The organism is Snodgrassella alvi, from assembly GCF_002777745.1.
GTDB lineage: Bacteria > Pseudomonadota > Gammaproteobacteria > Burkholderiales > Neisseriaceae > Snodgrassella > Snodgrassella alvi_D.
In genome coordinates this window covers 18,354-41,521 of record NZ_MEIO01000053.1, presented here as the reverse complement: position 1 = coordinate 41,521, position 23,168 = coordinate 18,354, and the positions used below count along the sequence as shown (strand labels likewise).

Annotated in this window: 19 protein-coding genes, 2 tRNA genes and 1 other RNA gene; 9 read left to right on the top strand and 13 right to left on the bottom strand. The window is 44.9% G+C overall.

The window, feature by feature from the left end:
* Positions 1-19: 19 nt before the first annotated feature.
* Genes BHC51_RS07540 through BHC51_RS07530 form a run of 3 tightly spaced genes read left to right on the top strand, consistent with a single transcriptional unit; the run spans position 20 to position 2,877 of the window.
* Complete coding sequence (locus tag BHC51_RS07540; protein ID WP_100153708.1) at positions 20-1,924, top strand: ATP-binding cassette domain-containing protein; 1,905 nt, start codon at positions 20-22, stop codon at positions 1,922-1,924.
* A gap of 23 nt (positions 1,925-1,947) precedes the next feature.
* The gene (locus BHC51_RS07535) at positions 1,948-2,430 is read left to right on the top strand and encodes a hypothetical protein (RefSeq protein ID WP_100124275.1); all 483 of its coding nucleotides are present in this window, start codon (positions 1,948-1,950) and stop codon (positions 2,428-2,430) included.
* 21 nt (positions 2,431-2,451) lie between these two features.
* Positions 2,452-2,877 (top strand): DUF4124 domain-containing protein, encoded by a 426-nt coding sequence (locus BHC51_RS07530; RefSeq protein WP_100153707.1) that lies wholly within the window; start codon positions 2,452-2,454, stop codon positions 2,875-2,877.
* 93 nt (positions 2,878-2,970) lie between these two features.
* Here BHC51_RS07530 and dnaE read toward each other — a convergent pair whose 3' ends face one another.
* From dnaE to tpiA, 11 genes are all read right to left on the bottom strand, one after another.
* Positions 2,971-6,417, bottom strand: coding sequence for a DNA polymerase III subunit alpha (gene dnaE / locus BHC51_RS07525; protein ID WP_100153706.1), 3,447 nt, complete (start codon positions 6,415-6,417; stop codon positions 2,971-2,973).
* Between the two features lie 533 nt (positions 6,418-6,950).
* A non-coding RNA gene (ssrS, locus tag BHC51_RS07520) (6S RNA) lies at positions 6,951-7,131 on the bottom strand.
* Positions 7,132-7,137: 6 nt separating this feature from the next.
* Positions 7,138-7,440 (bottom strand): cell division protein ZapA, encoded by a 303-nt coding sequence (locus BHC51_RS07515; RefSeq protein ID WP_100099176.1) that lies wholly within the window; start codon positions 7,438-7,440, stop codon positions 7,138-7,140.
* Complete coding sequence (locus BHC51_RS07510) at positions 7,433-7,765, bottom strand: hypothetical protein (protein WP_100099175.1); 333 nt, start codon at positions 7,763-7,765, stop codon at positions 7,433-7,435. The genes BHC51_RS07515 and BHC51_RS07510 overlap by 8 nt, the downstream gene beginning before the upstream one ends.
* Positions 7,766-7,855: 90 nt before the next feature.
* Positions 7,856-8,833: an NAD(P)H-dependent glycerol-3-phosphate dehydrogenase gene (locus BHC51_RS07505; protein WP_100099174.1), complete on the bottom strand. Its 978-nt coding sequence runs from the start codon at positions 8,831-8,833 to the stop codon at positions 7,856-7,858.
* A 370-nt stretch (positions 8,834-9,203) separates the two neighbouring features.
* Positions 9,204-10,451: a beta-ketoacyl-ACP synthase II gene (fabF, locus tag BHC51_RS07500; RefSeq protein ID WP_100099173.1), complete on the bottom strand. Its 1,248-nt coding sequence runs from the start codon at positions 10,449-10,451 to the stop codon at positions 9,204-9,206.
* Positions 10,452-10,546: 95 nt separating this feature from the next.
* A complete protein-coding gene (gene acpP / locus BHC51_RS07495) occupies positions 10,547-10,786 on the bottom strand; it encodes an acyl carrier protein (protein ID WP_100099172.1) in 240 nt (79 codons plus the stop codon).
* A gap of 251 nt (positions 10,787-11,037) precedes the next feature.
* Positions 11,038-13,056: an alpha/beta fold hydrolase gene (locus tag BHC51_RS07490; RefSeq protein WP_100135310.1), complete on the bottom strand. Its 2,019-nt coding sequence runs from the start codon at positions 13,054-13,056 to the stop codon at positions 11,038-11,040.
* A 272-nt stretch (positions 13,057-13,328) separates the two neighbouring features.
* Positions 13,329-13,414, bottom strand: a tRNA-Leu gene (locus BHC51_RS07485).
* 19 nt (positions 13,415-13,433) lie between these two features.
* A complete protein-coding gene (gene secG / locus BHC51_RS07480) occupies positions 13,434-13,787 on the bottom strand; it encodes a preprotein translocase subunit SecG (protein WP_100099170.1) in 354 nt (117 codons plus the stop codon).
* A gap of 14 nt (positions 13,788-13,801) precedes the next feature.
* Positions 13,802-14,578: a triose-phosphate isomerase gene (tpiA, locus tag BHC51_RS07475; protein ID WP_257384791.1), complete on the bottom strand. Its 777-nt coding sequence runs from the start codon at positions 14,576-14,578 to the stop codon at positions 13,802-13,804.
* A gap of 1,289 nt (positions 14,579-15,867) precedes the next feature.
* Between tpiA and BHC51_RS07465 the strand changes: the two genes are divergently transcribed.
* The 3 genes from BHC51_RS07465 to BHC51_RS07455 all read left to right on the top strand — a co-directional run bounded on the left by BHC51_RS07465 (position 15,868) and on the right by BHC51_RS07455 (position 17,749).
* Positions 15,868-16,524: a protein-L-isoaspartate O-methyltransferase family protein gene (locus BHC51_RS07465; RefSeq protein ID WP_100153703.1), complete on the top strand. Its 657-nt coding sequence runs from the start codon at positions 15,868-15,870 to the stop codon at positions 16,522-16,524.
* Positions 16,525-16,970: 446 nt separating this feature from the next.
* On the top strand, positions 16,971-17,198 hold the full coding sequence (locus BHC51_RS07460; protein WP_100099166.1) for a ChaB family protein: 228 nt from the start codon (positions 16,971-16,973) through the stop codon (positions 17,196-17,198).
* A gap of 227 nt (positions 17,199-17,425) precedes the next feature.
* Complete coding sequence (locus BHC51_RS07455) at positions 17,426-17,749, top strand: rhodanese-like domain-containing protein (protein WP_100124282.1); 324 nt, start codon at positions 17,426-17,428, stop codon at positions 17,747-17,749.
* Positions 17,750-17,992: 243 nt separating this feature from the next.
* Here the strand turns inward: BHC51_RS07455 and BHC51_RS07450 are convergent, their stop codons facing one another.
* On the bottom strand, positions 17,993-18,889 hold the full coding sequence (locus BHC51_RS07450; protein WP_218966395.1) for a DMT family transporter: 897 nt from the start codon (positions 18,887-18,889) through the stop codon (positions 17,993-17,995).
* A 567-nt stretch (positions 18,890-19,456) separates the two neighbouring features.
* On the opposite strand from BHC51_RS07450, the gene BHC51_RS07445 reads away from it, so the two are divergent.
* On the top strand, positions 19,457-19,900 hold the full coding sequence (locus tag BHC51_RS07445; RefSeq protein WP_100153702.1) for a lysozyme inhibitor LprI family protein: 444 nt from the start codon (positions 19,457-19,459) through the stop codon (positions 19,898-19,900).
* Positions 19,901-19,975: 75 nt separating this feature from the next.
* Here BHC51_RS07445 and BHC51_RS07440 read toward each other — a convergent pair.
* A tRNA-Arg gene (locus BHC51_RS07440) sits at positions 19,976-20,051 on the bottom strand.
* A 298-nt stretch (positions 20,052-20,349) separates the two neighbouring features.
* Here BHC51_RS07440 and BHC51_RS07435 point away from each other — a divergent pair.
* Both BHC51_RS07435 and BHC51_RS07430 read left to right on the top strand, forming a co-directional pair.
* Positions 20,350-21,417, top strand: a complete 1,068-nt coding sequence (locus tag BHC51_RS07435; protein WP_100153701.1) for a metallophosphoesterase — start codon at positions 20,350-20,352, stop codon at positions 21,415-21,417.
* 311 nt (positions 21,418-21,728) lie between these two features.
* On the top strand, positions 21,729-23,141 hold the full coding sequence (locus BHC51_RS07430) for an amino acid permease (RefSeq protein ID WP_373885647.1): 1,413 nt from the start codon (positions 21,729-21,731) through the stop codon (positions 23,139-23,141).
* Positions 23,142-23,168 lie beyond the last annotated feature (27 nt).

Sequence of the window (23,168 nt, the reverse complement as noted above, 5' to 3'; positions counted from 1 at the left end):
TTCCATCGCACTGATTAATATGATTGAAATCAAAAACCTCAGCTTACAGCGTGGCAGTAAACAACTTCTGCATAACGCTAACCTGACCATCTATCCCGGCCAACGCATCGGCCTGATTGGCAAAAACGGTACTGGTAAATCCAGCCTGTTTGCCCTGCTTGAAGGTAAAATCAGCCACGACAGCGGAGACATACGCCTACCCAAACACTGGCAACTGGCTACCGTCAAACAAGAAACTCCGGCCTTAGATACTCCTGCTCTGGATTACGTTTTGCAGGGTGACAGTGAATTACAGGAACTACAACAACTACTGCAACAGGCAGAAATCTGCAACGATGGTATCAAACAGGCAGAATATCATGCACGACTGGACGAAATCGGTGCCTACAGTGCCTCAGCACGTGCCGCCAAACTACTCAACGGCCTTGGTTTTTCACAGCAGCAACAGCAGCAGCCAGTAAAATCATTCAGTGGCGGCTGGCGCATGCGCCTGAATCTGGCACAGGCATTGATGTGCCGTACCGATTTACTTCTGCTGGACGAACCCACTAACCATCTGGATTTGGAAACAGTCTTATGGCTCGAGCAGCATCTGGCCAGTTTAGATACCACCCAGATAATCATCTCGCACGACCGCGACTTTCTCAACGCCACTACCACCCAAACCGTAGAGCTGGCACAACAGCAACTTACACTCTATGGTGGCAACTATGACTTTTACCAGCAGGAACGTGCACAAAGACTGGCACAGCAACAAGCAGCCTATCTCAAGCAACAAGCGCATATCCAGCATCTACAATCCTTTATCGACCGCTTCAAAGCCAAAGCCACCAAAGCTGTACAAGCACAAAGCCGCATCAAAGCACTGGCACGGCTCGAACGTATCGCACCTGCACATCTGGACAGCGAATTTTCCTTTGAATTCTCCCAGCCCGACCATCTGCCTAATCCCCTGCTGAAACTGGAACATATCAATATTGGCTATGGTAACAATACCGTTCTGCACAATATTGATCTGTCTGTAGAATCTGGTGCCCGTTACGGTCTTCTGGGCGTGAATGGCAGCGGTAAATCCACACTTATCAAAGCCATATCCGGCAGCCTGCAACCGATAAGCGGCCAGATTATACGCGCTGAAAAACTTAAAATCGGCTACTTTGCCCAACACCAGCTCGAAACCCTGCGTGCCGACCAGAGCCCGGTCTGGCATATTCAGCAACTGTCACCCGAAGTGCGCGAACAGGAAATCCGCAACTTTCTCGGCAGCTTTGCCTTTATCGGTGACATGGCCTTACAGCCGATTGCACCTTTTTCCGGTGGTGAAAAAGCACGTCTGGCACTGGCCATGATTGTATGGCAGAAGCCCAACCTGTTACTGTTGGATGAGCCAACCAACCATCTTGATCTGGACATGCGTCATGCCCTGACACTTGCCCTGCAAAGTTTTCAGGGGGCACTGATCGTTGTTTCCCACGACCGCAGCCTGCTCGAATCCACTACCGATGCCTTAATTTATCTCAATCAGGGCGAGCTCAAACATTTTGATGGCGATCTGAGCAACTACCGTCAGTGGCGCTTAACGCAGGAACAGCACAACAACGAACAGCTACAGAGTTCCAATAACACCCCCAACCGTAAAGAACAAAAACGCATTGAAGCACAACAACGACAAGAACGCGCCCGTTTAATTAAACCTTTACTGAAAAACATCGAAAAAGCCGAGCGCGACATGCAAAACTGGCAACAGCAGCAGCAACAATGCGAAGCATTTTTAGCCAGCGAACAAGCCTACCTTGACGAAAACCGGACAAAATTGCAACAAATCATTACCCAATTAGCCGAGCTCAAAGTAAAATTAACCCAAACTGAAGAAAAATGGCTTGAATGGCAACAACAAGTAGAAGATATCAACCTGAACAACTAATTAATGCTGTACAAGGTCTAATAATGACATACAACAAATTTCTCCCTCTGCTGATACTCACTAGCGGCCTGCTCATAGTTCAGAGTGCCAGTGCTAAAGTCTATACCTGTCTTGAAAATGGCGAAATCGTCTATACCTCTAAATTAAAGGGTAACTGTGCAGTCGCCAATCTGCCTCCTATCGGCAGCTACAGCAACAGTCGTTCCAGCTATCGCAGCAGCTCTTCAGCCGCAATACGTAGCCGCCCGCGTCCTGCAACCCGTGTAGCCACTGCCTACAGCGGCCCGCAACCCACAGTTAACATCATTCCTAAAGGCAGCGACAATACCCGTCGTGCTATTTTGCAACAGGAATTGGCCAATGAACGCAACGCTTTAGCGCAGGCACAAGAGGCTCTTAACCGCAGCCGTACCGGCAAAGGCGGTAACATTACTGAGCTGCAAAGTGTTGTACTCGACCGACAGCAGAATATTCAGGCTATCCAGCGAGAACTTGGCCGTATGTAAAACTCAGACAAAGGATAAATTATGAAAAAACGCTTAATAATGACAGCAATGTGCGCCCTGATGAGTGCTTCCGCGCTAGCACAAGTGTACGAATGTATCGATAGCCGTGGCAACCACAGCTATGCAGAAATTCCTAAAGGGAAAAACTGTCATCCAGCCAGCAATCTGGGCGCAAATTTTTCAACAACTCCCGCCTATAAAGCCGCCACAATCAATAGCACAGATAGTACCAGAGACACGACTGCCAGCAGCCAGTCCAACAACGCCGCCATTGCCACCGCTCGAAAAAATCTTGCTGATGCTCAGAAAGCTTTAGAAGAAGGCAAAAAAATACGCCTAGGCAATGAACGCAATTATGTACACTATCAGGAACGTATCAAAGGACTCGAAGATATGGTCAGAACTCGGCAACAGGAACTGGATAATGCCATCAATAATAAAAGATAATTTTGCTACTATTCAGGATAGTCTGCTAAAAATATCAGCAAAACAACAGTAGCCGTGCTCACTCCTGACACCAGCTACTGTCTGTTATCACACTCAGAAACTTACCTGCACTGCTTCGTCACCCAGTAAAGCATACAGACTGTCGAATAAAGATGCCTCTGGCTTGATTAACCAGCTTTTATCCGCGCGCAATTCCCCATAAGCCTGCTGATACTGGCAGCAGAATTTCAGTGGCACATGCGCCTGCTGCTCACAATAAGGCCGTAACAGCGCCGCCAGTTGACTAACTGGTGTGTCCGCAGCGATATGCAATTGCAGACTGCGCGCATAACGGGCACAGGCTTCAGCAAGCGTAAACGCATCATCAGCAGTAATACGCAAGCCATCGCCACCATTGTATTCATCTACCGCAACCTTGCATTCCATAATCAATACCTGATCAGCCTTCAGACTGGCACCATATTCTTCCAATGCCTGCCCAGCCACCACTACTTCCTGCTTGGCACTTCCATCTTCCAGTTGCACGACGGCAAATTTACCGCGTTTACCCATAATATAACGCACCGCAGTTACAAAACCGGCCACTTTCTGCTTATTATTGGATGGCTTAAGTGCCGCCAGTTTACTACTTACCAGTGCGCGTACCTTATCAGCGTAAGGTTCGAAAGGATGTCCGGAAAAATAGAAGCCCATTGCCTGCTTTTCTTCCGCCAGTTTTACCGCCAGTGACCACGGAGCCACTTCTTCCATTTGCAAGGGCTCTATGGCATCTTCCACCATATCAAATAAGCCACCCTGATTAGCATTGGCTGCCACCTGTTCTGCATTGTCCATCGCCAGTCCAATATTGGCCAGCAACTGGGCACGATTCGGATTCAGCTCATCAAATGCACCGGCTCGTACTAGAGCTTCTATAGTGCGGCGGTTCAGATGCTGGCGGTCGACGCGCTGGCAGAAATCCAACAGATCAGTAAACGCACCACCTGTTTCACGGGCACGCACAATTGCTTCTACCGCCCCCTCACCCGTACCTTTAATCGCACCCAGTGCATAACGAATCTGCTTATTATTATTTGGTGTAAACCGATAAAACGATTCATTGATACTGGGTGGCAGGAAAGTAATACCATTTTCAATACCGTCATCAACAAAGATTTTCAGCTGGTCAGTATTGGTTAACTCGCTGGACATCGTACCCGCCAGATATTCAGCCAGATAATGACATTTAAGCCAGGCAGTCTGATACGATACCAGCGCGTAAGCCGCAGCATGCGACTTATTGAAACCGTAACCAGCGAATTTTTCCATATAATTGAAAATTTCGTTGGCTGTTTGCTTATCTATACCCTTTTCTGCGGCACCAGCTTCGAAAATGGCACGGTGCTTCACCATTTCCTCCACCTTTTTCTTACCCATGGCGCGCCGCAGTAAATCGGCACCACCCAGCGTATAACCACCGCAAACCTGTGCCGCCTGCATCACCTGTTCCTGATACACCATCACCCCATAAGTGGAATCCAGTACCGGTTCCAGATTGGGATGCAGATATTCCACTTTTTCTTCACCGTGCATACGCCGGATAAAGTCGGGAATCAGATCCATCGGCCCCGGGCGGTACAAGGCCACAAACGCGATAATTTCCTCAAATTTGGTCGGACGTGCTGTCACCAGCATCTTCTTCATCCCTACCGACTCAAACTGGAATACTGCCGTAGTGTTGCCTTTGGCAAAAATATTGGCGTAAGTAGCGGCATCATCCAGCGGAATATGATTTACATCAACCTTCTGCCCGGTAGTCTCGAAAATAAACTTTTGCGTCATCTCGATAATCGTTAAATTACGCAGTCCAAGAAAGTCGAATTTCACCAGACCAATCTGCTCAACATCATCCTTATCAAACATAGAAACCGGAGAGGCATCATCACCACTTGCCTGATAAATCGGGCAGAAATCGGCAATTTTTCCGGGTGCCATCAGCACCCCGCCGGCATGCATACCCAAACCGCGAGTTAAATCTTCCAGTTTCAGCGCCAGCGTCATCAATTCTTCTGCTTCTTCTTCGCGCAATAACTGCCGAATCTGTGGTTCCGCCTCCATAGCTTTGGTCAGACTCAAAGGCTTATTTGCTTCAACCGGTATCAGCTTGGACAAACGATCACACAGCCCGAAAGGTAAATCCAGCACACGCCCAACATCGCGTACCACAGATTTAGATGACATCGTGCCAAAAGTCACAATCTGGCTTACCGCAGGCACACCATACTTATGACGTACATACTGAATCACACGGCCACGGTTTTCCTGACAGAAATCGATATCAAAGTCCGGCATTGAAACCCGCTCCGGATTCAGAAAACGTTCAAACAGCAAGTTATAACGCAACGGATCCAAATCAGTAATTTTCAGTGAATACGCCACCAGCGAACCGGCACCAGAACCACGACCCGGACCAACCGGACAGCCATTCTGCTTGGCCCAGTTAATAAAGTCCTGCACAATCAGAAAATAACCCGGAAATTGCATCTGGACAATAATTCCCAGCTCGTAATCCAGCCGTTGCTGATATTCAGGCATTTTTTGTGCCCGCTCGGCTTCATCCGGATACAGAAATGCCATACGTTCCTGCAATCCCTCATTACTCAGCTGTATCAGCAGATCATCCAGCGTCATCCCTTCAGGTGTCGGAAATAGTGGCAGATAATGTTTACCCAGAGTCAGCGTCAAATTACAACACTGCGCAATCGCCACCGTATTAGCCAATGCTTCAGGAATATCGGCAAAGCGCGCGGCCATTTCTTCCGGTGTCACAAAATACTGACTAGGTACAAAATCATGCGGACGGCGCTTGTCTGCCAGCACATAACCACTGGCAATACACACCCTTGCTTCATGTGCATGAAAATCATCCGCGTCCATGAACTGTACCGGATGCGTAGCCACCACTGGCAACTGTCGCTCAGTAGCAAGCGCCACACTGCCTGCCACCACTGCTTCCCATTCCGGACGTTCCGGCAAACGCTGAATTTCCAGATAAAAGCGGTCACCAAACCATCGCTGATATTTGGCACATGCCTGTGCAGCCAATTCTGGTTTATTCGCCAGCAAAGCCTGTCCAATTTCACCATACTGCGCGCCTGACAAACAAATCAGTCCACTGTTATCTCCTTCTGCCAGCCATTGCTGCCGGATGAGAGGCTGATACGGATGCCGGTCTTCACCTACATATGCATCAGTCAGCAATTCATTCAAACGCAGATAACCAGCATGATTTCTTACCACCAGCATCAGGCGAAAAGGCTTATCCGGCTGTTCCGGATTTTCCACACGCACATCTACCGCCATGACAGGCTTGATACCAGCATTACGACAGGCCTTATAAAACTTCACCATGCCAAACACATTCATCAAATCACTGATACCTAGCGCCGGTATTCCCAGAGTACTGGCACGATTAACTGCTTCTTTAATCCGCACAATACCATCTTCAATAGAAAACTCAGTATGCAGACGCAGCGGAATATAGGGAAAACTATTAGACATAGCACTTTTCATGCCAGAACAATGATTGTCTGGCTTATCGGAAATAAAAAAGAGATAAAACAAGCATGCCAAGCTGGAAACCTCACCAGCAACACACACGGAAAAATAAAATAGCAATATTCAGCGCATTCAAGCCAATGCTCAAACACATCATCACAGCACTAATTCTACCTGATTTGGTCAATCACACAGCTATAATCTGGTTTAAAACTGATTGATTTATTATCTAGTAATCACAAAACAAACATCACTGAATAAGCATCACAAGCATACAGGACAACTAGCATAGATTTACGCATCAACGCTTAATATAAGCACAAACTGCATTTTCCAAAAACAGGAAAATTCCAGTTAATCTGGATTTTTATAAAGAAAATCATCCTTTAGCAGTATTAAACAAGTGCAATAAATATCAATCAAGCTTCGTAATCAGCATGCCATCACCAAGAACAATACCACAGCATCCAATACACTAAATGCTCCTACAATGAAAAACAGGCTGCCTGAAATCATCAGGCAGCCCGTTCAAACAGGTATCCCCCACATGTGCCGCTTTGGACGCCATCCGCTTGAACCTTGAGGACAAGGCTGGCAGTATCGAATGGTTTCGGGTTCATTCACAAGGAATGCTCACGCCCACCATTACCCAACCGCCAAAAAAAGCGAATTATTGGTTCAAAGGAATATATGTCCTTACGAACACAGCAGGGGAAAGAAAGATTATTTTACCACAAGTGTGAGTGTACTTTCACACAACTGGATCATGTCCTGTATTTTACGCTCGAAATCTCCGACTGCCAAATTTCCGTTCATCGTAAGTTTAAGTAAATCGTGCGCCAGATTCAGGGCAGCCATAATCACAATTTTATCTGTTTCAACAATCCGTCCAGAGCTCTGAATGGCAGTAATTTTCTCATTCAGCATCTTTACCGCCTGCATCAACGTTTCATGCTCACTTCTAGGCGTACCTATATTGAAAGGACGTCCTAGAATTTCCACACGAACCTGTTGAATTTCATCCATTAAAATCCTCCTGCACCTGTGGTAAGTGTTGCAGCAATCGCTGTAATTCATCACTGGATGCTTTTAACACCGTAGTATAGCGTTTTTTTTCAGCAATCAGTTCATCAATCGTAGTTTGCATGCTTTCCTGTAAATGAAATTTTTCCTGCTCATGCTGCTTTCGTACTCGTTCACGCTCTGCCTGAAAATTTTCACCCTGTTGTTGCAACTGTTTTTTTACAGTTGATAACTGCTGGGTCAACTGATGCTTTTCAGCTAAAAGAGAATTAAAATGTATTACCAGCCGTTTGACGTAGTCTTCCAATTGTTCTAATTGATTTTCCATTCCCTACCCGCTTCCATCCTTAAAATACGCAGTATGGTTGCCTGATTTACCATCCGCCAGTTAAGTTGTTTTTGTCATAACACTTAATTCTTATTCCACTCTGGGCGCACGTTCCATCAATATTTCCGCCATCGCCTGTACTTCAGTACGCCCCTGAAACAGTTGCTGCAAAATATTGGCAATTGGCATATCTACTTCCAGTAAAGCAGCCTGCCGGCACACTTCTTCCACAGTATATACACCTTCGGCAACATGTCCAAGCTCAGTTAACGCTTCAGGCAGCGATTTTCCTTCTGCCAGCAGTAAACCTACCCTGCGATTACGCGACAATGAACCAGTACAGGTAAGAATCAAATCCCCCATACCTGACAAACCCATCAACGTAGTTGCCTGTCCACCCAGAGCCTGATTCAGACGTAAAATTTCTGCCATTCCGCGTGTCATTAACGCCACTCGGGCATTAATGCCATAGTGCAGCCCATCAGCAATTCCTGTGGCAATAGCCATAACATTCTTCACAGCCCCGCCAACTGCCGCACCAATTACATCAGCATTAGCATACAGGCGCAAAACAGTATTATTCAGCGTAGCGGCCAGCTCCTGAATCCAGACAAAATTTTCCGAAGCCAAAGTAACCGCACAAGGCAACTGCTGCGCCAGCTCCTGCGCAAAGCTCGGGCCGGATAATATCCCGATACACCGATTCGCCGGCATAACTTCTGCCAATACCTGCTGCGGTAGCAAGCCGGTTTGCTGTTCAAAACCTTTACAGGCAGCAATTACCGGCACCTCACCCAAGCCGGCAGCCACCAGTTTCTGCGCACTTTCACGCAATGCGGCCACCGGTGTGGCAATAATAATCAAGTCTGCCGGTGAAAACTTATCAACAGCAGAAAGATTTTCCGGTAAAACGAAATCAGACAAATATCGTTTGTTTACCCGTTCCTGTTGTAATTGTTGTACATGCTGGGCATTATGTGTCCATAGCCATACTTTATGCGAATGCAAGGCAAAATGAATAGCAAGTGCTGTTCCCCATGCACCGGCACCCAGTACACCAATATTCATGACAAAGATTCCCTTTAACAAACTACCGGCAGATAACTACCTATTTCTTTGACCACTAGCTAACATTAAACCACGTGCAAAATGTGATACCACCTTAAAAATATCAGGCAGGAGCATCACCTCTAGATTAAATATAGCTACTGGCAGCACATTGTATCCAAAAATTCAGTATTAGGCTGCACGATATTGCATAACCGCAATCAACCCAGACAGAATACACACCAAATCAGCCAAACCTGCACACAACATACTCACACAGCAAACAGCAGTTACCACAGTAAACCATGCAACTTAAGCGTAATCAGCCGATACAAAAACACAGGCTGCCTACTCATCGACAACCTGTGTCCATAGCAGATTCTAAGAATGATTAATCCTCAAAGCGTTTAAACGCCAGCGAACCATTCGTACCGCCAAAGCCAAATGAATTGGAAATAGCCGCACGAATCGGCAAATCACGCGCTTCATTAGCGCAATAATCCAAATCACATCCTGCCTCAACATCCTGCTCGAAAATATTAATGGTTGGCGGAGATTTTTGAGTGTGAATAGCCATTACCGTATATACAGCTTCTACGCCGCCGGCGCCGCCTAACAGGTGGCCAGTCATAGATTTGGTTGAATTCACAACCAGCTTTTGAGCGTGCTCACCTAAAGCCAGTTTCAATGCATTGGTTTCATTCACATCACCCAGTGGTGTTGACGTACCATGTGCATTCACATAATCAATATCTTCCGGATTCAGGCCACCATCTTTCAGTGCACGCGTCACGCCCAGTGCCGGACCTTCAGTATTTGGTGCAGTAATATGATAGGCATCTGAGCTCATGCCAAAGCCAACCAGCTCAGCATAAATTTTGGCGCCACGTTTACGGGCATGTTCATACTCTTCCAGCACCATCACGCCAGCACCTTCACCCATAACAAAGCCGTCACGATCCTTATCCCAAGGTCTGGACGCTGTAGTCGGGTCATCATTGCGGGTTGACAACGCTTTCATTGCAGCAAAACCACCTACACCCAGCTCACAGATAGCGCCTTCGGCACCACCGGCGATCATGATATCTGCGTCTCCGTACTTAATCAAACGAGCAGAATCGCCAATACTGTGTGCACCGGTAGTACAGGCAGAAACCATACCATAGCTTGGCCCCTGATAGCCTTTCAAAATCGTAACATGGCCGGAAATCAGATTAATCAGCGAACTGGGGATAAAAAATGGGTTTATTTTGCGCACACCGTGCTCTACAACAGACCGAGCAGTAGCCTCAATTGCAGGTAAACCACCAATACCGGCACCAATATTCACCCCTACCCGAGTTTTATCCAGACCCGGTATATCATCCAGTCCAGCATCTGAAATTGCCTGCAAAGCAGCCGCTACACCAAAATGGATAAAAGAATCCATCCTACGTGCTTCTTTAGCGCTGATGTACTGGGTAACATCAAAATTCTTAACCTCACCGGCAATCCGGCAAGCTAAAGACGAAGCATCAAAATGGGTAATAGTGCCAATGCCGCTTTTACCTGCAAGTAGATTTTGCCATGCTGTGGTTACATCATTACCCACAGGAGATACCTGACCCAGGCCGGTAATGACTACTCTTTTTTTACTCATAATTTGCTCGTAAGAAAAAAACCTCTACCGAATCAGGCGAAAAAATACACCTTATTTCGACAGAGGAATTTGAATTTGACCAACACTACACGGAATTAATTCAAGTGAGCGCTAACAAAGTCAATAGCTTGCTGCACAGTAGTAATTTTTTCCGCTTCTTCGTCTGGAATTTCGCAACCAAAGGCTTCTTCCAGTGCCATTACCAATTCAACGGTGTCCAGTGAGTCAGCACCCAGATCTTCCTGAAAAGAAGATTCGTTTTTTACTTCAGTTTCACTCACACCCAATTGTTCTGCAACAATCTTTTTCACACGTTGTTCGATATTGTTATCCATTGTCCGATCTTTCTTTACTTTGCCCGGCACTAGTGCGGACAGGGTTAATTGAATTAATCAACATTTTAGTTGTTGATATTATTGTACCTAATAAAAATAGAGTTTTCCATTCAAATCGTCTTTTGCCGTATTTTCCATGGTTTTCAGCGATTTTCAGCGCACTTTTACTTATCACCCGATGCAAATTAAACAGCAAGCGGCAGCCATATTAGCACAGCCTGATTTTTTGCCACAAGCTATATGATTTATATTCAATCATTATTAACAATAGTTTTATATAAAAAATTCATAATCAAAGCCAGTTCTGCCGCCGTATTTTCCTGCGTACCGCCACCGGTATGCCCACCTGTATCCGGCGCTGCCAGCCATACCTGCTGTTTTAATTCACGTAAGCGGGCATAAAATTTCAATGCATGCGCTGGATGCACACGATCGTCATGCAGATTAGTCGTAATCAGAGCCGGCGGATAATGTAGCAAATTATCCAGATTATGATAGGGAGAAATCTGTCTTAATGCTTGATTCTCAGTAGAATCATCAGGATTTCCATATTCATCCATCCATGAAGACCCTGCCAACAGATAAGGATAGCGCAACATATCCGTTAACGGCACCTCACACACCATTGCGCCCATACTTTGCGGCTGACGACAGAAAGCTGCTGCCACCACCATACCACCATTACTGCCTCCCTGAATCGCTGTATGCACCGCACTGGCGCGATGATGAGCATATAAATCGTGCAGTACTGCCAACAAATCATCAACACTCACATGCTTGCGAATCCCACAAGCAGCCTGATGCCATGCCGGCCCGAATTCACCACCACCACGAATATTTGCCAGCACAAAAGCATAACCTTTCGCCAGCCAGTGCCGGCCAATACTACCCAAATAATAAGGTAGCTGTGGCATACCAAAGCCGCCATACACATAAACAATCGTTGGCGTATCCTTATCCATATTTTTGCCAACATGAAAATAAGGAATAAATGTACCATCCTGAGCAACCGCACTAAACTGCTGTACCAGCATTCCCGCAGGGTCAAACTGCTGCGGCTGCCGGCGCATAACACACAGCTCCCCCAGATGTACATCCAATGTATATAGTGTCAGAGGTTCAAGAAAGCTGCTGATGGCCAGATACACCACATCGCCACCCCATGGCTGATCAGTAATTTCCAGCGCCCCAGCTGGCAAATTTGGCAAAACAACTTCCTGCCAGCGATTTTCCGCAAAACGCCAAGCCAGCAAACGGCTATGAACATTATCCAGTATCGACACCAGTACAAAACGTCTTGTGGTTTCAATACTTTCAATCGCCTGAGTAGGAGCTGGCTGAAAAATCACTTCAGCCGCTCCCAGTTCACCTTTATGCAATCTCACTGCCACCAGACTGCCAGCCGGATAACATTTATTTGCACGCCGCCAGTCACTGCGTAACTGCACCAGCAATTGCCCATACAAATAGCCCATCAGCTCACAATCATCTGGCAACGCCAGAGGCTTAACCCCCAAATCCGCAGTTACCTGATAATACTGCTTGTGATAAAACCCACTCGCAGCTTCAAGTAAATCAATCGGCGACCCCTGACTATCCAGATAACGCCAGGCATTAGCCATCATACCATCAGCGGGTATTTCCAATATTGGTACCGCCTCAGCAAAAGACTGCCCGCGCTGCATCAGCCATATCTGCCGCGGATAGCCTGCCTGAGTTAACTGCCGCTCGTCCCATGCCGGACATACCCACACACTTTCCGAATCCCGCCAACTAATAATGCTTTTACTTAACGGAAAATGAAAGCCGCCTTCAACCACCTTACCTTCAGCCAGATTAAACTCAATTGTATATGCAGCATCGGCACCTCCGGCACTCAAACTGATTAACACATGTTCTGGTGCCTGCACATAATGAGCCACCCCTTGCAAATACACATCATCATTAAGCAGAGCGTCAAAATCAGCAACTGAAAACAGAATCTCCCACTCCGGCAAACCCGCACGATAACTAGCCGCAGAGCAAACCCGGTACACCCCTTTCGGAAATTCAGCCGACTGATAAAAATGATACATACGCGCACGATGTTCCTGACAAAAAGGAATCTGCTGCTCATCTCGCAATAATGTCACGATATCGTCACGCACTGCCGCATACTCAGTACCCGTAGCAAACTCAGCCTGTGCAGCAGCATCTGCCTGCTGAATAAAAGCCTGAGTTATCTCACTATCAAGCTCTTCTAAATATACAAAAGGGTCAGTATTCGTCATCTAAACTCATTTCCAGAAACTTACACCATCAATAATCAGCCAGCCAGACAAGCCACTGCACCAGCATAAGTTACAACCAACACTTTACCTATACCAGCCTGCCGAATACCTCATGCCAGCGCCGTATTTATTATAAAAACAAATAAATAGGGCAGCCTTTCTAGGCTGCCCTATTATCAAAATAAAACCAACAATATAAATTGCAGTCTACAACATATTTTTACTGGCATACACATCATCTTATGCTGAAGTAAAATTGTTGATCTTAAATATGGTGCCGACAACGAGAATCGAACTCGTACGACCTGTGGTCACCACCCCCTCAAGATGGCGTGTCTACCAATTTCACCATGTCGGCAATTAACTGTAAAAACTCTCTATTCCGGTATCAGCGGTTTTTGTGCTGGTTTAACTGGCACAGCTGGTGCACTGGCCGCAGCCGGTACAACTACCTGCTGTTGCTTCACATCACTGAAATCCAAACCAGTATGCCGATGTGTAGAAATATAGCCCAGAGCCAAGCAAGTAATAAAAAATATAGTGGCAGCAATTGCGGTGCTGCGGCTAAGGAAATTTGCATTGCCCGCTGCACCAAAAACACCCTGAGCACTACCGGAACCAAATGCTGCGCCCGCATCCGCACCTTTGCCCTGCTGCATCAGCACCAGCACAATGACACTCAGCGCCGCGAAAATATTCACGATTAAAATAAGGGTTTTAAATGCTTCCATGATATCAACTTTTATCAAGCAGGCGCATATGCAGCCTGAATAATAGCGGTAAAACTGTCAGCCTGCAAAGAGGCACCGCCAACCAGAGCACCATCAACATGTGACACAGCCAGAATTTCGACCGCATTGCTAGCGTTGACACTACCGCCATAAAGGACGCGGATTTTAACATCTTCTCCACATAAAGACAAGATTTGCTGATAAATTAACTCGTGCATATCCGCAATCTGTGCCACAGCAGGAACTTTACCCGTACCAATCGCCCACACTGGTTCATACGCTACCACAACTTCTTTCAAGCCCAGTTGCGCCAGCAGTGCCAGTTGCGCACTAACCACCTGCTGCTCCTGCCCGGCTTCGCGTTCAGCCAGTGTTTCACCCACACACAGAATCGGCAGCACGCCCGCCGCAACACTATTCTGTACCTTGGACTGCAATTCTTCATTGTCTTCCTGAAAATACTGCCGCCGCTCCGAATGACCAATCAGCACAAACTGTGCCCCCACATCCGCCAGCATTCGTGCATTTACCTCCCCGGTAAAAGCACCATTGGCAGCAAAACGGCTCACATCTTCCGCCCCAATCGCCAATGCTGAGCCCGCAACAAACTCACTGGCCGCAGAAAGATAAACATTCGGCACAGCCACACCACAATATACATGCGCCGCTGCTGCATCCACAGGTTTCAGCAACGCTTGCAGTAACTGTCGGTTAACCACATTACTGCCATTCATTTTCCAGTTACCGATTACCCATTTCTGTTGCCACATACTAATAGTTCCTTGATTCATACCCATAAGCCTTGTATTAAAACAGACTATTGATCATTGTCGCCACCATAACCACACAGACTAAACTGCATAATAGCTGACACTCCCATACTACCGGCCAAATATGATTGAGCATTCAGTTTTTTATAGCCATAAATATTTTTAATAGACTAAAACCGAACAATGATTCAAATAGCGATAAAAGTACTTGTTCTGGATAGTCCCGATAATTCATCCAGTTTATAACATTTATTGTTTATATAACCGATATACACCGAACTCAGATTTGAGCTTTTTAGTAACGAAATAAGGTAGATATACTCACTCCCCTATACGCACCGAATTCCCCCGTCTTCTAGAACTTCAATGCGTACCCGCTCCAAATAAATGCAGTCATTTGCTACTTCAGTTGCAATCAAGACCCGTAATAATAAACCGAAACGAATTTACAAAGATATTGATATCAACTGAACACCCTTTAATCCAATATTCATACATTATCAGATTATGCAAAACCTTGTTAGCAGTCACTGCATCAATAGTCTGACTTAATTTCTGCGGACGCAGCCACAACTTGGCGGACTGATACATTCTGTACTGAGCTTGAGCACCATCATAACGCGTCGGAGCCCAAAGGTTAGCCAACTTAGACTACGCCAGCCTCCTCTGCAAGCATGTGTAACCATGCGACAGAGCAATTAATGGATACTAAATTAATTAGTAATTAAAGGTACAGCATCTATGGACACCTCAGATCCATAAAAACCGAATTTTCAGCAATCATTCAAAAGGGACGCAGAGTCACCTTATACAAACATATTTCTCTAAAACCGGTACTCGCAGATACACCCTTGATTAAAGAAAAAACCTCACTACTGGCCGCAGAAGATAGGTTATATCAACTAACTCCTCACTCTCAATGCTTATCAGCCCATATTTTCAGCCTGAATCATCATTTATCTGAATACAGCAAACTATCCATTAATCAAACAATATAAACAAATAATACTAAAATTTAGAATTGTATTATAGAAATCACTTTTTAATTAGAGCAGTATAGATATCCTCTGAACCTTCGTAGCAGCAATGAAAAAAACTAATCTTTATCATAGGTGTAACAATTTCAACCAAAATTCCATCCTGCCAAGTTCCCTTGATTAAGCAAATATACCAAAATTAAATTATAGTAAGTATGTAAATCGTTTTATAATTCATAACTGATTATCTAAGCATCTGCTTCGGCCAGCTCAACATCTATTATCTGATTTATTATATGTATCGCTGGCTAACAACACCAATTCGGAGCCATTATGGATTTTAATATCGCCCGCTACAACATGGTTGAGCAGCAAATCCGTCCATGGGACGTTTTAGATTTCGATTTACTGGATGTGTTGTCCGACATTCCACGTGAACGCTTTGTCCTGCCACAGCAGCAGGAAGTAGCCTATACCGATCAGTCGCTTGCACTGGCCAACGGCGGCAAAATGCTCGAACCCAAAGTAGTAGCACGGATGATTCAGGCATTGAAATTGAATCTAACCGATACCGTTGTAGAAATTGGTACCGGTTCCGGCTATGCTACAGCCATTCTGGCAAAAATAGCAGGCAAAGTTATTACCGTTGACATCGATGCCGAACAGCAGCAGCGCGCCCAATCCGTTCTTAGCGATCTCGACTATACCAACATCAGCTACAAAACCTGCGATGGGCTGGCAGACAAACTGCCCGGTGCACCTTTCAGTGCCATTTATGTCGGTGGATCCTTACCAAAATTACCAGCTACCTTGCTCGACCAGCTAGCTGAAGATGGCCGCATAGTAGCCATTATTGGCGAAGCTCCAGTAATGCGTGCCATTCTGTTTGAGCGTCAAAACAATCAATTCAAAGAAACCATACTGTTTGACACAGTAGCTCCTGCCTTGCACAGCATAGAAGCACCAGCACCAAACCGATTTAAATTCTGATTAAATTCAGACTTATACCAGCAGCACAATTCGTTATTGCCACAAATTGTGCTGCGCCTGCAAACTGTGCAACTTCTCCTGTTTACAGCATACTCACTACCGGTTGTAAATATTAAGAGCCACCACTATCAGCAATATTGCCTCATATCTACTTATTTTATAACCAGTATTAAGCAAACTATTCAGCCCGTCATACATAATGCCTCAAAATAATCTGAGTTCCATATCCTGATCTATCACACAAATAACAAAAACAAATCAATTATTTAATCCACATATCGACAACCTGAATAATATCGTCCGCAACCATCACACCTAAACCAACGACAAACCAGCAACACCACAGTTAAAATATATTAAAATCAAAATAATATTTAGCAAGCTTATTGCCTAAACCATCACTCTGGTATTAACTAAAGCATAAACCAATGAGCAGGAACAGAATCATGCCTTATCAAACCCGCACCGACCTGCCAGCAGCAGTACGACAGGCATTACCCGCACATGCACAGGATATCTTTAAAGAAGCATTTAACCATGCCATTGAAGAATATCAAGATCCGAAAAAACGCCGTGACAACAGCGATGCAGAAACCATTGCATTTAAAGTAGCCTGGGCAGCAGTAGAAAAGGTGTACCACAAAGGCAGTGATGGCAAATGGCAGCCTAAATAAGCAGAATAACCTGCCTGCCATCGTCGCCACACCACCAATCCAACCTACCACGGTCAGAATAGTGTGTAGCAAATAGCCTGCACCTATCACCCGTGACGACCATTGTAATATTCAGCTTAATACCGGTATCATTCGCATCCTAAAGCAGAACTGTTACAACCTAACCAGCAAATCCGGTTCCACAACTCAAACCATAAATCAATTTCCCACATCATCAATTTATCACCATGACCATCCAGACACTAAGCGCCACCCAATTACAGCAATGGCAACAGCAGAATCAAGATTTTATATTACTTGACGTACGCGAAGACAACGAAGTTCAGTATGCAGCCATACCGGGTCACAACCATATCCCCATGAACATGATTCCCTTGCGTCACAATGAATTACCGGACGACAAACCCATTGTTCTGTACTGCCATCATGGTATGCGGAGCATGCAGGTAGCCCTGTATCTACAAGAAACCGGCTTCGAAAACCTTTACAATCTTACTGGAGGAATTGATGCATGGTCGCGCGAAGTTGACGCCAGCGTACCTACATATTAATTACCAGCCTGCATACCCCTGAATCAGCAACACCTTATTGCAATACACTTTTCCAGCAAAAAGTCTCAAGTAAGACATCCAAGAAAACCTGCACACCACAGCATTTCAGCAGCTTCCACAAGAGTAGTACTGCTAAGAATGCTGTGCTGAATTAATTACAAAAACAATAAGCTCAGAAAATAAAAACATTGCCAGAACAAATATCTTATTCAGCTATTTAAATTCCTTGCCATCAAATTCAGATTACTTCTTTTTAATTCTTATCTTACCTTCCGATAACAGCACACCACTAAGCGTAAGCAATGTCCCCACCGCAGCAATCCAAGTAAAAGATTCTTTTAAAACAAGCATCGCAGTAATAATAGTAATAATTGGTACCAGATAGATATAAATACTGATTTTAACCGCACCCACTAATTTAACTGCATAATTCCAAGAAGCAAAACAGATTGCCGAAGCCCCCAAACCCAAAAATAAAATATTAAACGCATTGTCCGGCTTAGCAAATCTCCATAGTCCCCATTCAAAATCAAATATATACAAAGCAGGCAACATTAAAATCAAACCATAAAAAAAGAAGCGTCTGGTAAGCAAAATAATATTGTAATCATAGTTACTGCTCTTTTTAGTCAAAATCGAATAGCCAGCCCAGAACAGGCAAGCAACAACCGCCAGCAAATCGCCTAGCAGATTAAGAGAGAGCACAAACCTACCATTAAAACTAATCAATACAACCCCCAAAATAGCCAGCAGGCAACCAATATAAAAGCGCACAGGAGGTATTTCCGCTTTTAAAAAGAATATGGCCAAAATGGCCGTAAACACCGGCGCCAGACTGGCAATCACCCCCACATTAGAGGCAGTCGTATAAGTTAATGCAATATTTTCAAATAAAAAATAACTGGTTACCCCACAAAACCCAGCAGCCAGAAACAACAATTCCTGCCTGATTCCCTGCCAGGCAAAAAAATGAGGTGATAAAATCCAGAGCGTAAAATAGCCCAGCACAAACCGGAAAAAGAGAATTTCTATCGGCTTGAAGTCTGCTAACAGTACTTTAGTAGAAATGTAAGTCGTTCCCCAGATAAACACAGTGATCAGTGCAATTACATGCCCTTGGGCCCTTTTTGAAATCGCCACAAAAAACTCTCTTAATCCACATAAATAAAATACTATTAAAAATCTTTGCCAGTAATCAATAACTGCATTATAAAGTAAATATCAATAACATTATCGAAGAATTTACTCATTGAGAAATAAAACACAAACTAAATCGTTATGATTAAAATTTAATACAGTATTCAGATAAATGTATCTGGTGATTTATAAAACAAATCTATTCATAATATACGTGCAGGAATTGCCTATCTTCTTAAGCGATTGGCCAAATTTGCATACCAAACCATTTCAGACACTGATACCAATATCTATCAGGTTACGGTCGAAGCCGGTGGCACTCAGGAAAACAATTGCGAAGAAAAATACCACAACTGATGTATTAAGAACACTCAATCCAGATATTGATGGGCGTAAACTTAAACTGAGGCAGGTATTGAAATATCAACAAGCATCAAAACGACGCTCATCTCTGGCTGGTAAAGCATATCTACAGCAGTGATAACCAGTCGATATAATGGAAATCGTGATAAGAAATACGCAGAAACACTTAATGATGTATTAAAACATTTAAAAAGAAACGGCTAAGAAATGAATTGCCTAAAATTTATCGGATCATGTCTGGTAGCCTTATTACCAATCACAACCTTGGCTACCTCCACTACAACTATTCTTGACGAACAGACTTTGCGCGAGGAATGCAGCGCCTTTTCGCAGGCAGGAATGCGGGAATGTCTGGAGAAGGAAGCCGTAAAGAGTCAGAAAGCTTTACAAAAGGCTGAGCAGAAAGCGCTTAACACACTTTCCAAGTGGGATGAAAAACCCAAGTACATTAGTCTGGCCAAAGCAAATTTAATAGCTGCAAATCAAGATTTCGCCAGATATCGTGATACCCAGTGTAAATTTGCCTCCTCTCTGGGCGGAGCAGCAGCAGGCAATGCACTTGAAATACAACGTTTAGCTTGTGTGACTGAGCTGAATAACAGACGAGCCAATCAACTACACAATGCAACTTCTGATTTGCATTTGAAGTAGCGATTACAGCATTTACATGATATTTTTTGCAAAAAATAAGGGTTTCAGCCAAGCTGAAACCCTTAAATATATATCTGGTGCACCCAACAGGGATCGAACCTGTGACCTCCGGCTTCGGAAACCGACACTCTTCCAACTGAGCTATAGGTGCAATACGAATAGAGAATTACAGATTTTAGCCCAAATCAGTCAGTTTGGCAAAAGCTATCCACGCTCATAACACACGAAAACAGAGCACAGCAATCACCACAAAAAATAACTTACTGAAATTGAATAATTTTATAGACACTACCAATATTCATACAAAAATAGAGATTTATAGCGCCCAAATTGGCATACGTAAAATTTTTGTGCTATGTTTAACGGTTTTAGTTCATTAAATATTATTCAATAACAAATAAGTATATTCACAGACAGCTATCAGGTCTGTTAAACAGGCCACCAACATTATGTACTCAGACAAACATTCATTTATCCGCCCATTGCCCGTCAATACTGCTCTAGATGTGATTGGCGACGTACATGGCGAATGGGAAGCTTTACAGCAATTATTACATTTTCTCGGCTACAATGAATCTGGCCAGCATAAACATGGTCGTAAGCTGGTATTTGTAGGTGATTTGTGTGACCGAGGTCCCGATAGCCCGGCGGTGCTGGACTGGGTAACTAATGCAGTGGCCGCAGAAAACGCTTTTACCATTATCGGCAATCACGAACTGAATTTATTAATTAACGATCCCAAAGATGGTTCTGGCTGGTATTTTGATAACCGGCCTCAGGATGAAGCACGTTTCGCCCCTTGGCAACATTACAGCAAAGCAAAGCGCAAGCAATTGCAGGAAACCTTGTCACAATGGCCATTAATCCTGCAACGAGATGACTTGCGTATTGTCCATGCCGCATGGTTGCCAGACAGTATCAATAAACTTTTCCAGTGTAGCGAAACCTCACTGGTTAAACAGTATCACTACTGGGAAGACCGCTTTTTCGATGATTTCCGCCAAACTGAGTGGTACGAACCTTATATGCAGGAAAAGCAGCAACTGGATGCAGAACTGCAAAATGAACATTACCCCATGACATTTCAGCCAGGTGTAGCACATTACGATTTACTGCGCAGCTGTCACAACCCGATACGCGCACTCACCAGCGGCATTCAGGCCATAACACAGCAGCCATTCTATATTAATGGCCGCTGGCGCTTCACAGTACGAAAGCCATGGTGGCAGCAATATAACGATCCTGTGGCAGTAATTATCGGGCACTACTGGCGCAGCTGGTACGGCACAGGAGTAGCAGAACACCGCAAAGAACTGTTTCAGGAACCACCCACCCACTGGCTGGGCAAACAACAACAAGTATACTGCGTTGACTTTTCCATTGGCGCACGCTGGCGTGAACGCAAAAAAGCAATAACACCTGCAAACAGCCAAATGCATCTGGCCGCTCTGCGGTGGCCAGAAAAACTGATAATGCTAAATAATGGTAAATATTACTCGAGTAAACGTTCTCACTGAATAATCATGCCGGTAAACAACACAATTTGTTATAATAAGCGTTTTACAACAAAACAGCATATGCAAAAAGGATAAATATTTCCAGCAAATACTGTTTATACTTTAATCCGCAATCCACTTTAGATATGTCACAGAACACCTTGTAAGCCACACTTGGAATACTATTTAAGTCGCTCAAGCAATGAATGTTTAGCTGGTACAGATGAACATTACAGGCATACTAAAGCTTATATTTACTCAATATCAGAATGACAGACGCCAACTCCTCTTCCAACCAAGTTAAACGCCATCTGAAAACCCGCCATCTGTCTATGATTGCCATTGGTGGCAGTATTGGTACAGGATTGTTTATGGCCAGTGGCAGTGCCATTCACGATGCCGGGCCGGGTGGTGCCCTGCTGGCTTATATGGCTATTGGGATTATGGTGTATTTCCTAATGACCTCACTTGGTGAGATGGCCACCTATCTGCCTACTTCCGGGTCATTTTCCACCTATGCCGCCCGCTTTGTCGACCCGTCACTAGGGTTTGCACTAGGCTGGAACTACTGGTTTAACTGGGTGATTACCGTTGCCGCCGATATATCCATAGCCTCGTTAGTGATTACCTATTGGGAACCATTGCGTTTTATGCCGGCATGGTGCTGGAGCCTGCTGTTTTTTACACTGGTGTTTCTGCTCAATATCTTATCTGTGCGTGCCTATGGTGAATCAGAATACTGGTTTGCCCTAATCAAGGTAGTTACTGTTATCGTTTTTCTGGGCGTGGGCGTACTTACCATTTTCGGTATTCTGGGCGGCCAGTATGTGGGTTTGAGTAATTTCACCATTGGCGATGCACCGATACTCGGGCATGGCTGGTCGGGCGGCTTTTTTACCGTACTAGGCGTATTCCTGATTGCCGGCTTCTCCTTTCAGGGTACAGAGCTTATCGGCATTACCGCTGGCGAATCAGAAAATCCGCAGGAAAGCATTCCCAAAGCAATTAAACAGGTATTCTGGCGCATTCTGATTTTCTATATTCTGGCCATGCTGGTGATTGGCTTGCTGATTCCTTATAACAGCGATGCCCTACTTGGTGCTGACGTAGATCAAATTGCCAAATCCCCCTTTACACTGGTATTTGAACGCGCCGGACTGGCCTTTGCCGCTGCCGTGATGAACACAGTTATTCTCACATCCATTTTGTCTGCTGGTAACTCAGGTCTGTACGCTTCCACACGCATGCTGTATGCCATGGGTAAAGATGGCATGGCACACCACACTTTCTCCGAAGTAAACCGTCGCGGTGTACCTGTACAGGCATTGCTCGCAACCGCAATCGTAGTACTAGCGATTTTTCTGCTTGAAAGTGTAGATGAAGGGGCTTACGAATATATCGTGGCCGCCTCCGGCCTCACCGGCTTTATTGCCTGGCTGGGCATTGCCATCAGCCACTACCGCTTCCGGCGTGCCTTTGTACGACAAGGTAACGACATTAACTCACTGGTTTATCGCGCCAAATGGTTTCCATTCGGACCGATTCTGGCATTATTACTATGTGTTCTGGTAATTATCGGACAAGACAGCCAGTTATTACTGCATGGCGATTTCAAATGGCAGCGCTTTGCCATCACCTATATGGGACTGCCAGTATTTGCCGCATTCTACCTGTACCACAAGCTACGCTACCGTACCCGTAAAGTACCACTGGAACAAGTGAATCTCAGCAAACATATTGATTAAAGCCAATACATGCCATTAATCATCCCT

Bases quoted from the DNA above. Each gene is read 5' to 3' on its own strand.
- acpP (WP_100099172.1), bottom strand. From the start codon at position 10,786: ATGGATAACAATATCGAACAACGTGTGAAAAAGATTGTTGCAGAACAA.
- BHC51_RS07430 (WP_373885647.1), top strand. From the start codon at position 21,729: ATGATTGCCATTGGTGGCAGTATTGGTACAGGATTGTTTATGGCCAGT.
- BHC51_RS07515 (WP_100099176.1), bottom strand. From the start codon at position 7,440: ATGGATGAAATTCAACAGGTTCGTGTGGAAATTCTAGGACGTCCTTTC.
- BHC51_RS07535 (WP_100124275.1), top strand. From the start codon at position 1,948: ATGACATACAACAAATTTCTCCCTCTGCTGATACTCACTAGCGGCCTG.
- fabF (WP_100099173.1), bottom strand. From the start codon at position 10,451: ATGAGTAAAAAAAGAGTAGTCATTACCGGCCTGGGTCAGGTATCTCCT.
- tpiA (WP_257384791.1), bottom strand. From the start codon at position 14,578: ATGAATCAAGGAACTATTAGTATGTGGCAACAGAAATGGGTAATCGGT.
- BHC51_RS07435 (WP_100153701.1), top strand. From the start codon at position 20,350: ATGTACTCAGACAAACATTCATTTATCCGCCCATTGCCCGTCAATACT.
- BHC51_RS07465 (WP_100153703.1), top strand. From the start codon at position 15,868: ATGGATTTTAATATCGCCCGCTACAACATGGTTGAGCAGCAAATCCGT.
- secG (WP_100099170.1), bottom strand. From the start codon at position 13,787: ATGGAAGCATTTAAAACCCTTATTTTAATCGTGAATATTTTCGCGGCG.
- BHC51_RS07445 (WP_100153702.1), top strand. From the start codon at position 19,457: ATGAATTGCCTAAAATTTATCGGATCATGTCTGGTAGCCTTATTACCA.
- BHC51_RS07490 (WP_100135310.1), bottom strand. From the start codon at position 13,056: ATGACGAATACTGACCCTTTTGTATATTTAGAAGAGCTTGATAGTGAG.
- dnaE (WP_100153706.1), bottom strand. From the start codon at position 6,417: ATGTCTAATAGTTTTCCCTATATTCCGCTGCGTCTGCATACTGAGTTT.
- BHC51_RS07455 (WP_100124282.1), top strand. From the start codon at position 17,426: ATGACCATCCAGACACTAAGCGCCACCCAATTACAGCAATGGCAACAG.
- BHC51_RS07460 (WP_100099166.1), top strand. From the start codon at position 16,971: ATGCCTTATCAAACCCGCACCGACCTGCCAGCAGCAGTACGACAGGCA.
- BHC51_RS07540 (WP_100153708.1), top strand. From the start codon at position 20: ATGATTGAAATCAAAAACCTCAGCTTACAGCGTGGCAGTAAACAACTT.
- BHC51_RS07530 (WP_100153707.1), top strand. From the start codon at position 2,452: ATGAAAAAACGCTTAATAATGACAGCAATGTGCGCCCTGATGAGTGCT.
- BHC51_RS07510 (WP_100099175.1), bottom strand. From the start codon at position 7,765: ATGGAAAATCAATTAGAACAATTGGAAGACTACGTCAAACGGCTGGTA.
- BHC51_RS07505 (WP_100099174.1), bottom strand. From the start codon at position 8,833: ATGAATATTGGTGTACTGGGTGCCGGTGCATGGGGAACAGCACTTGCT.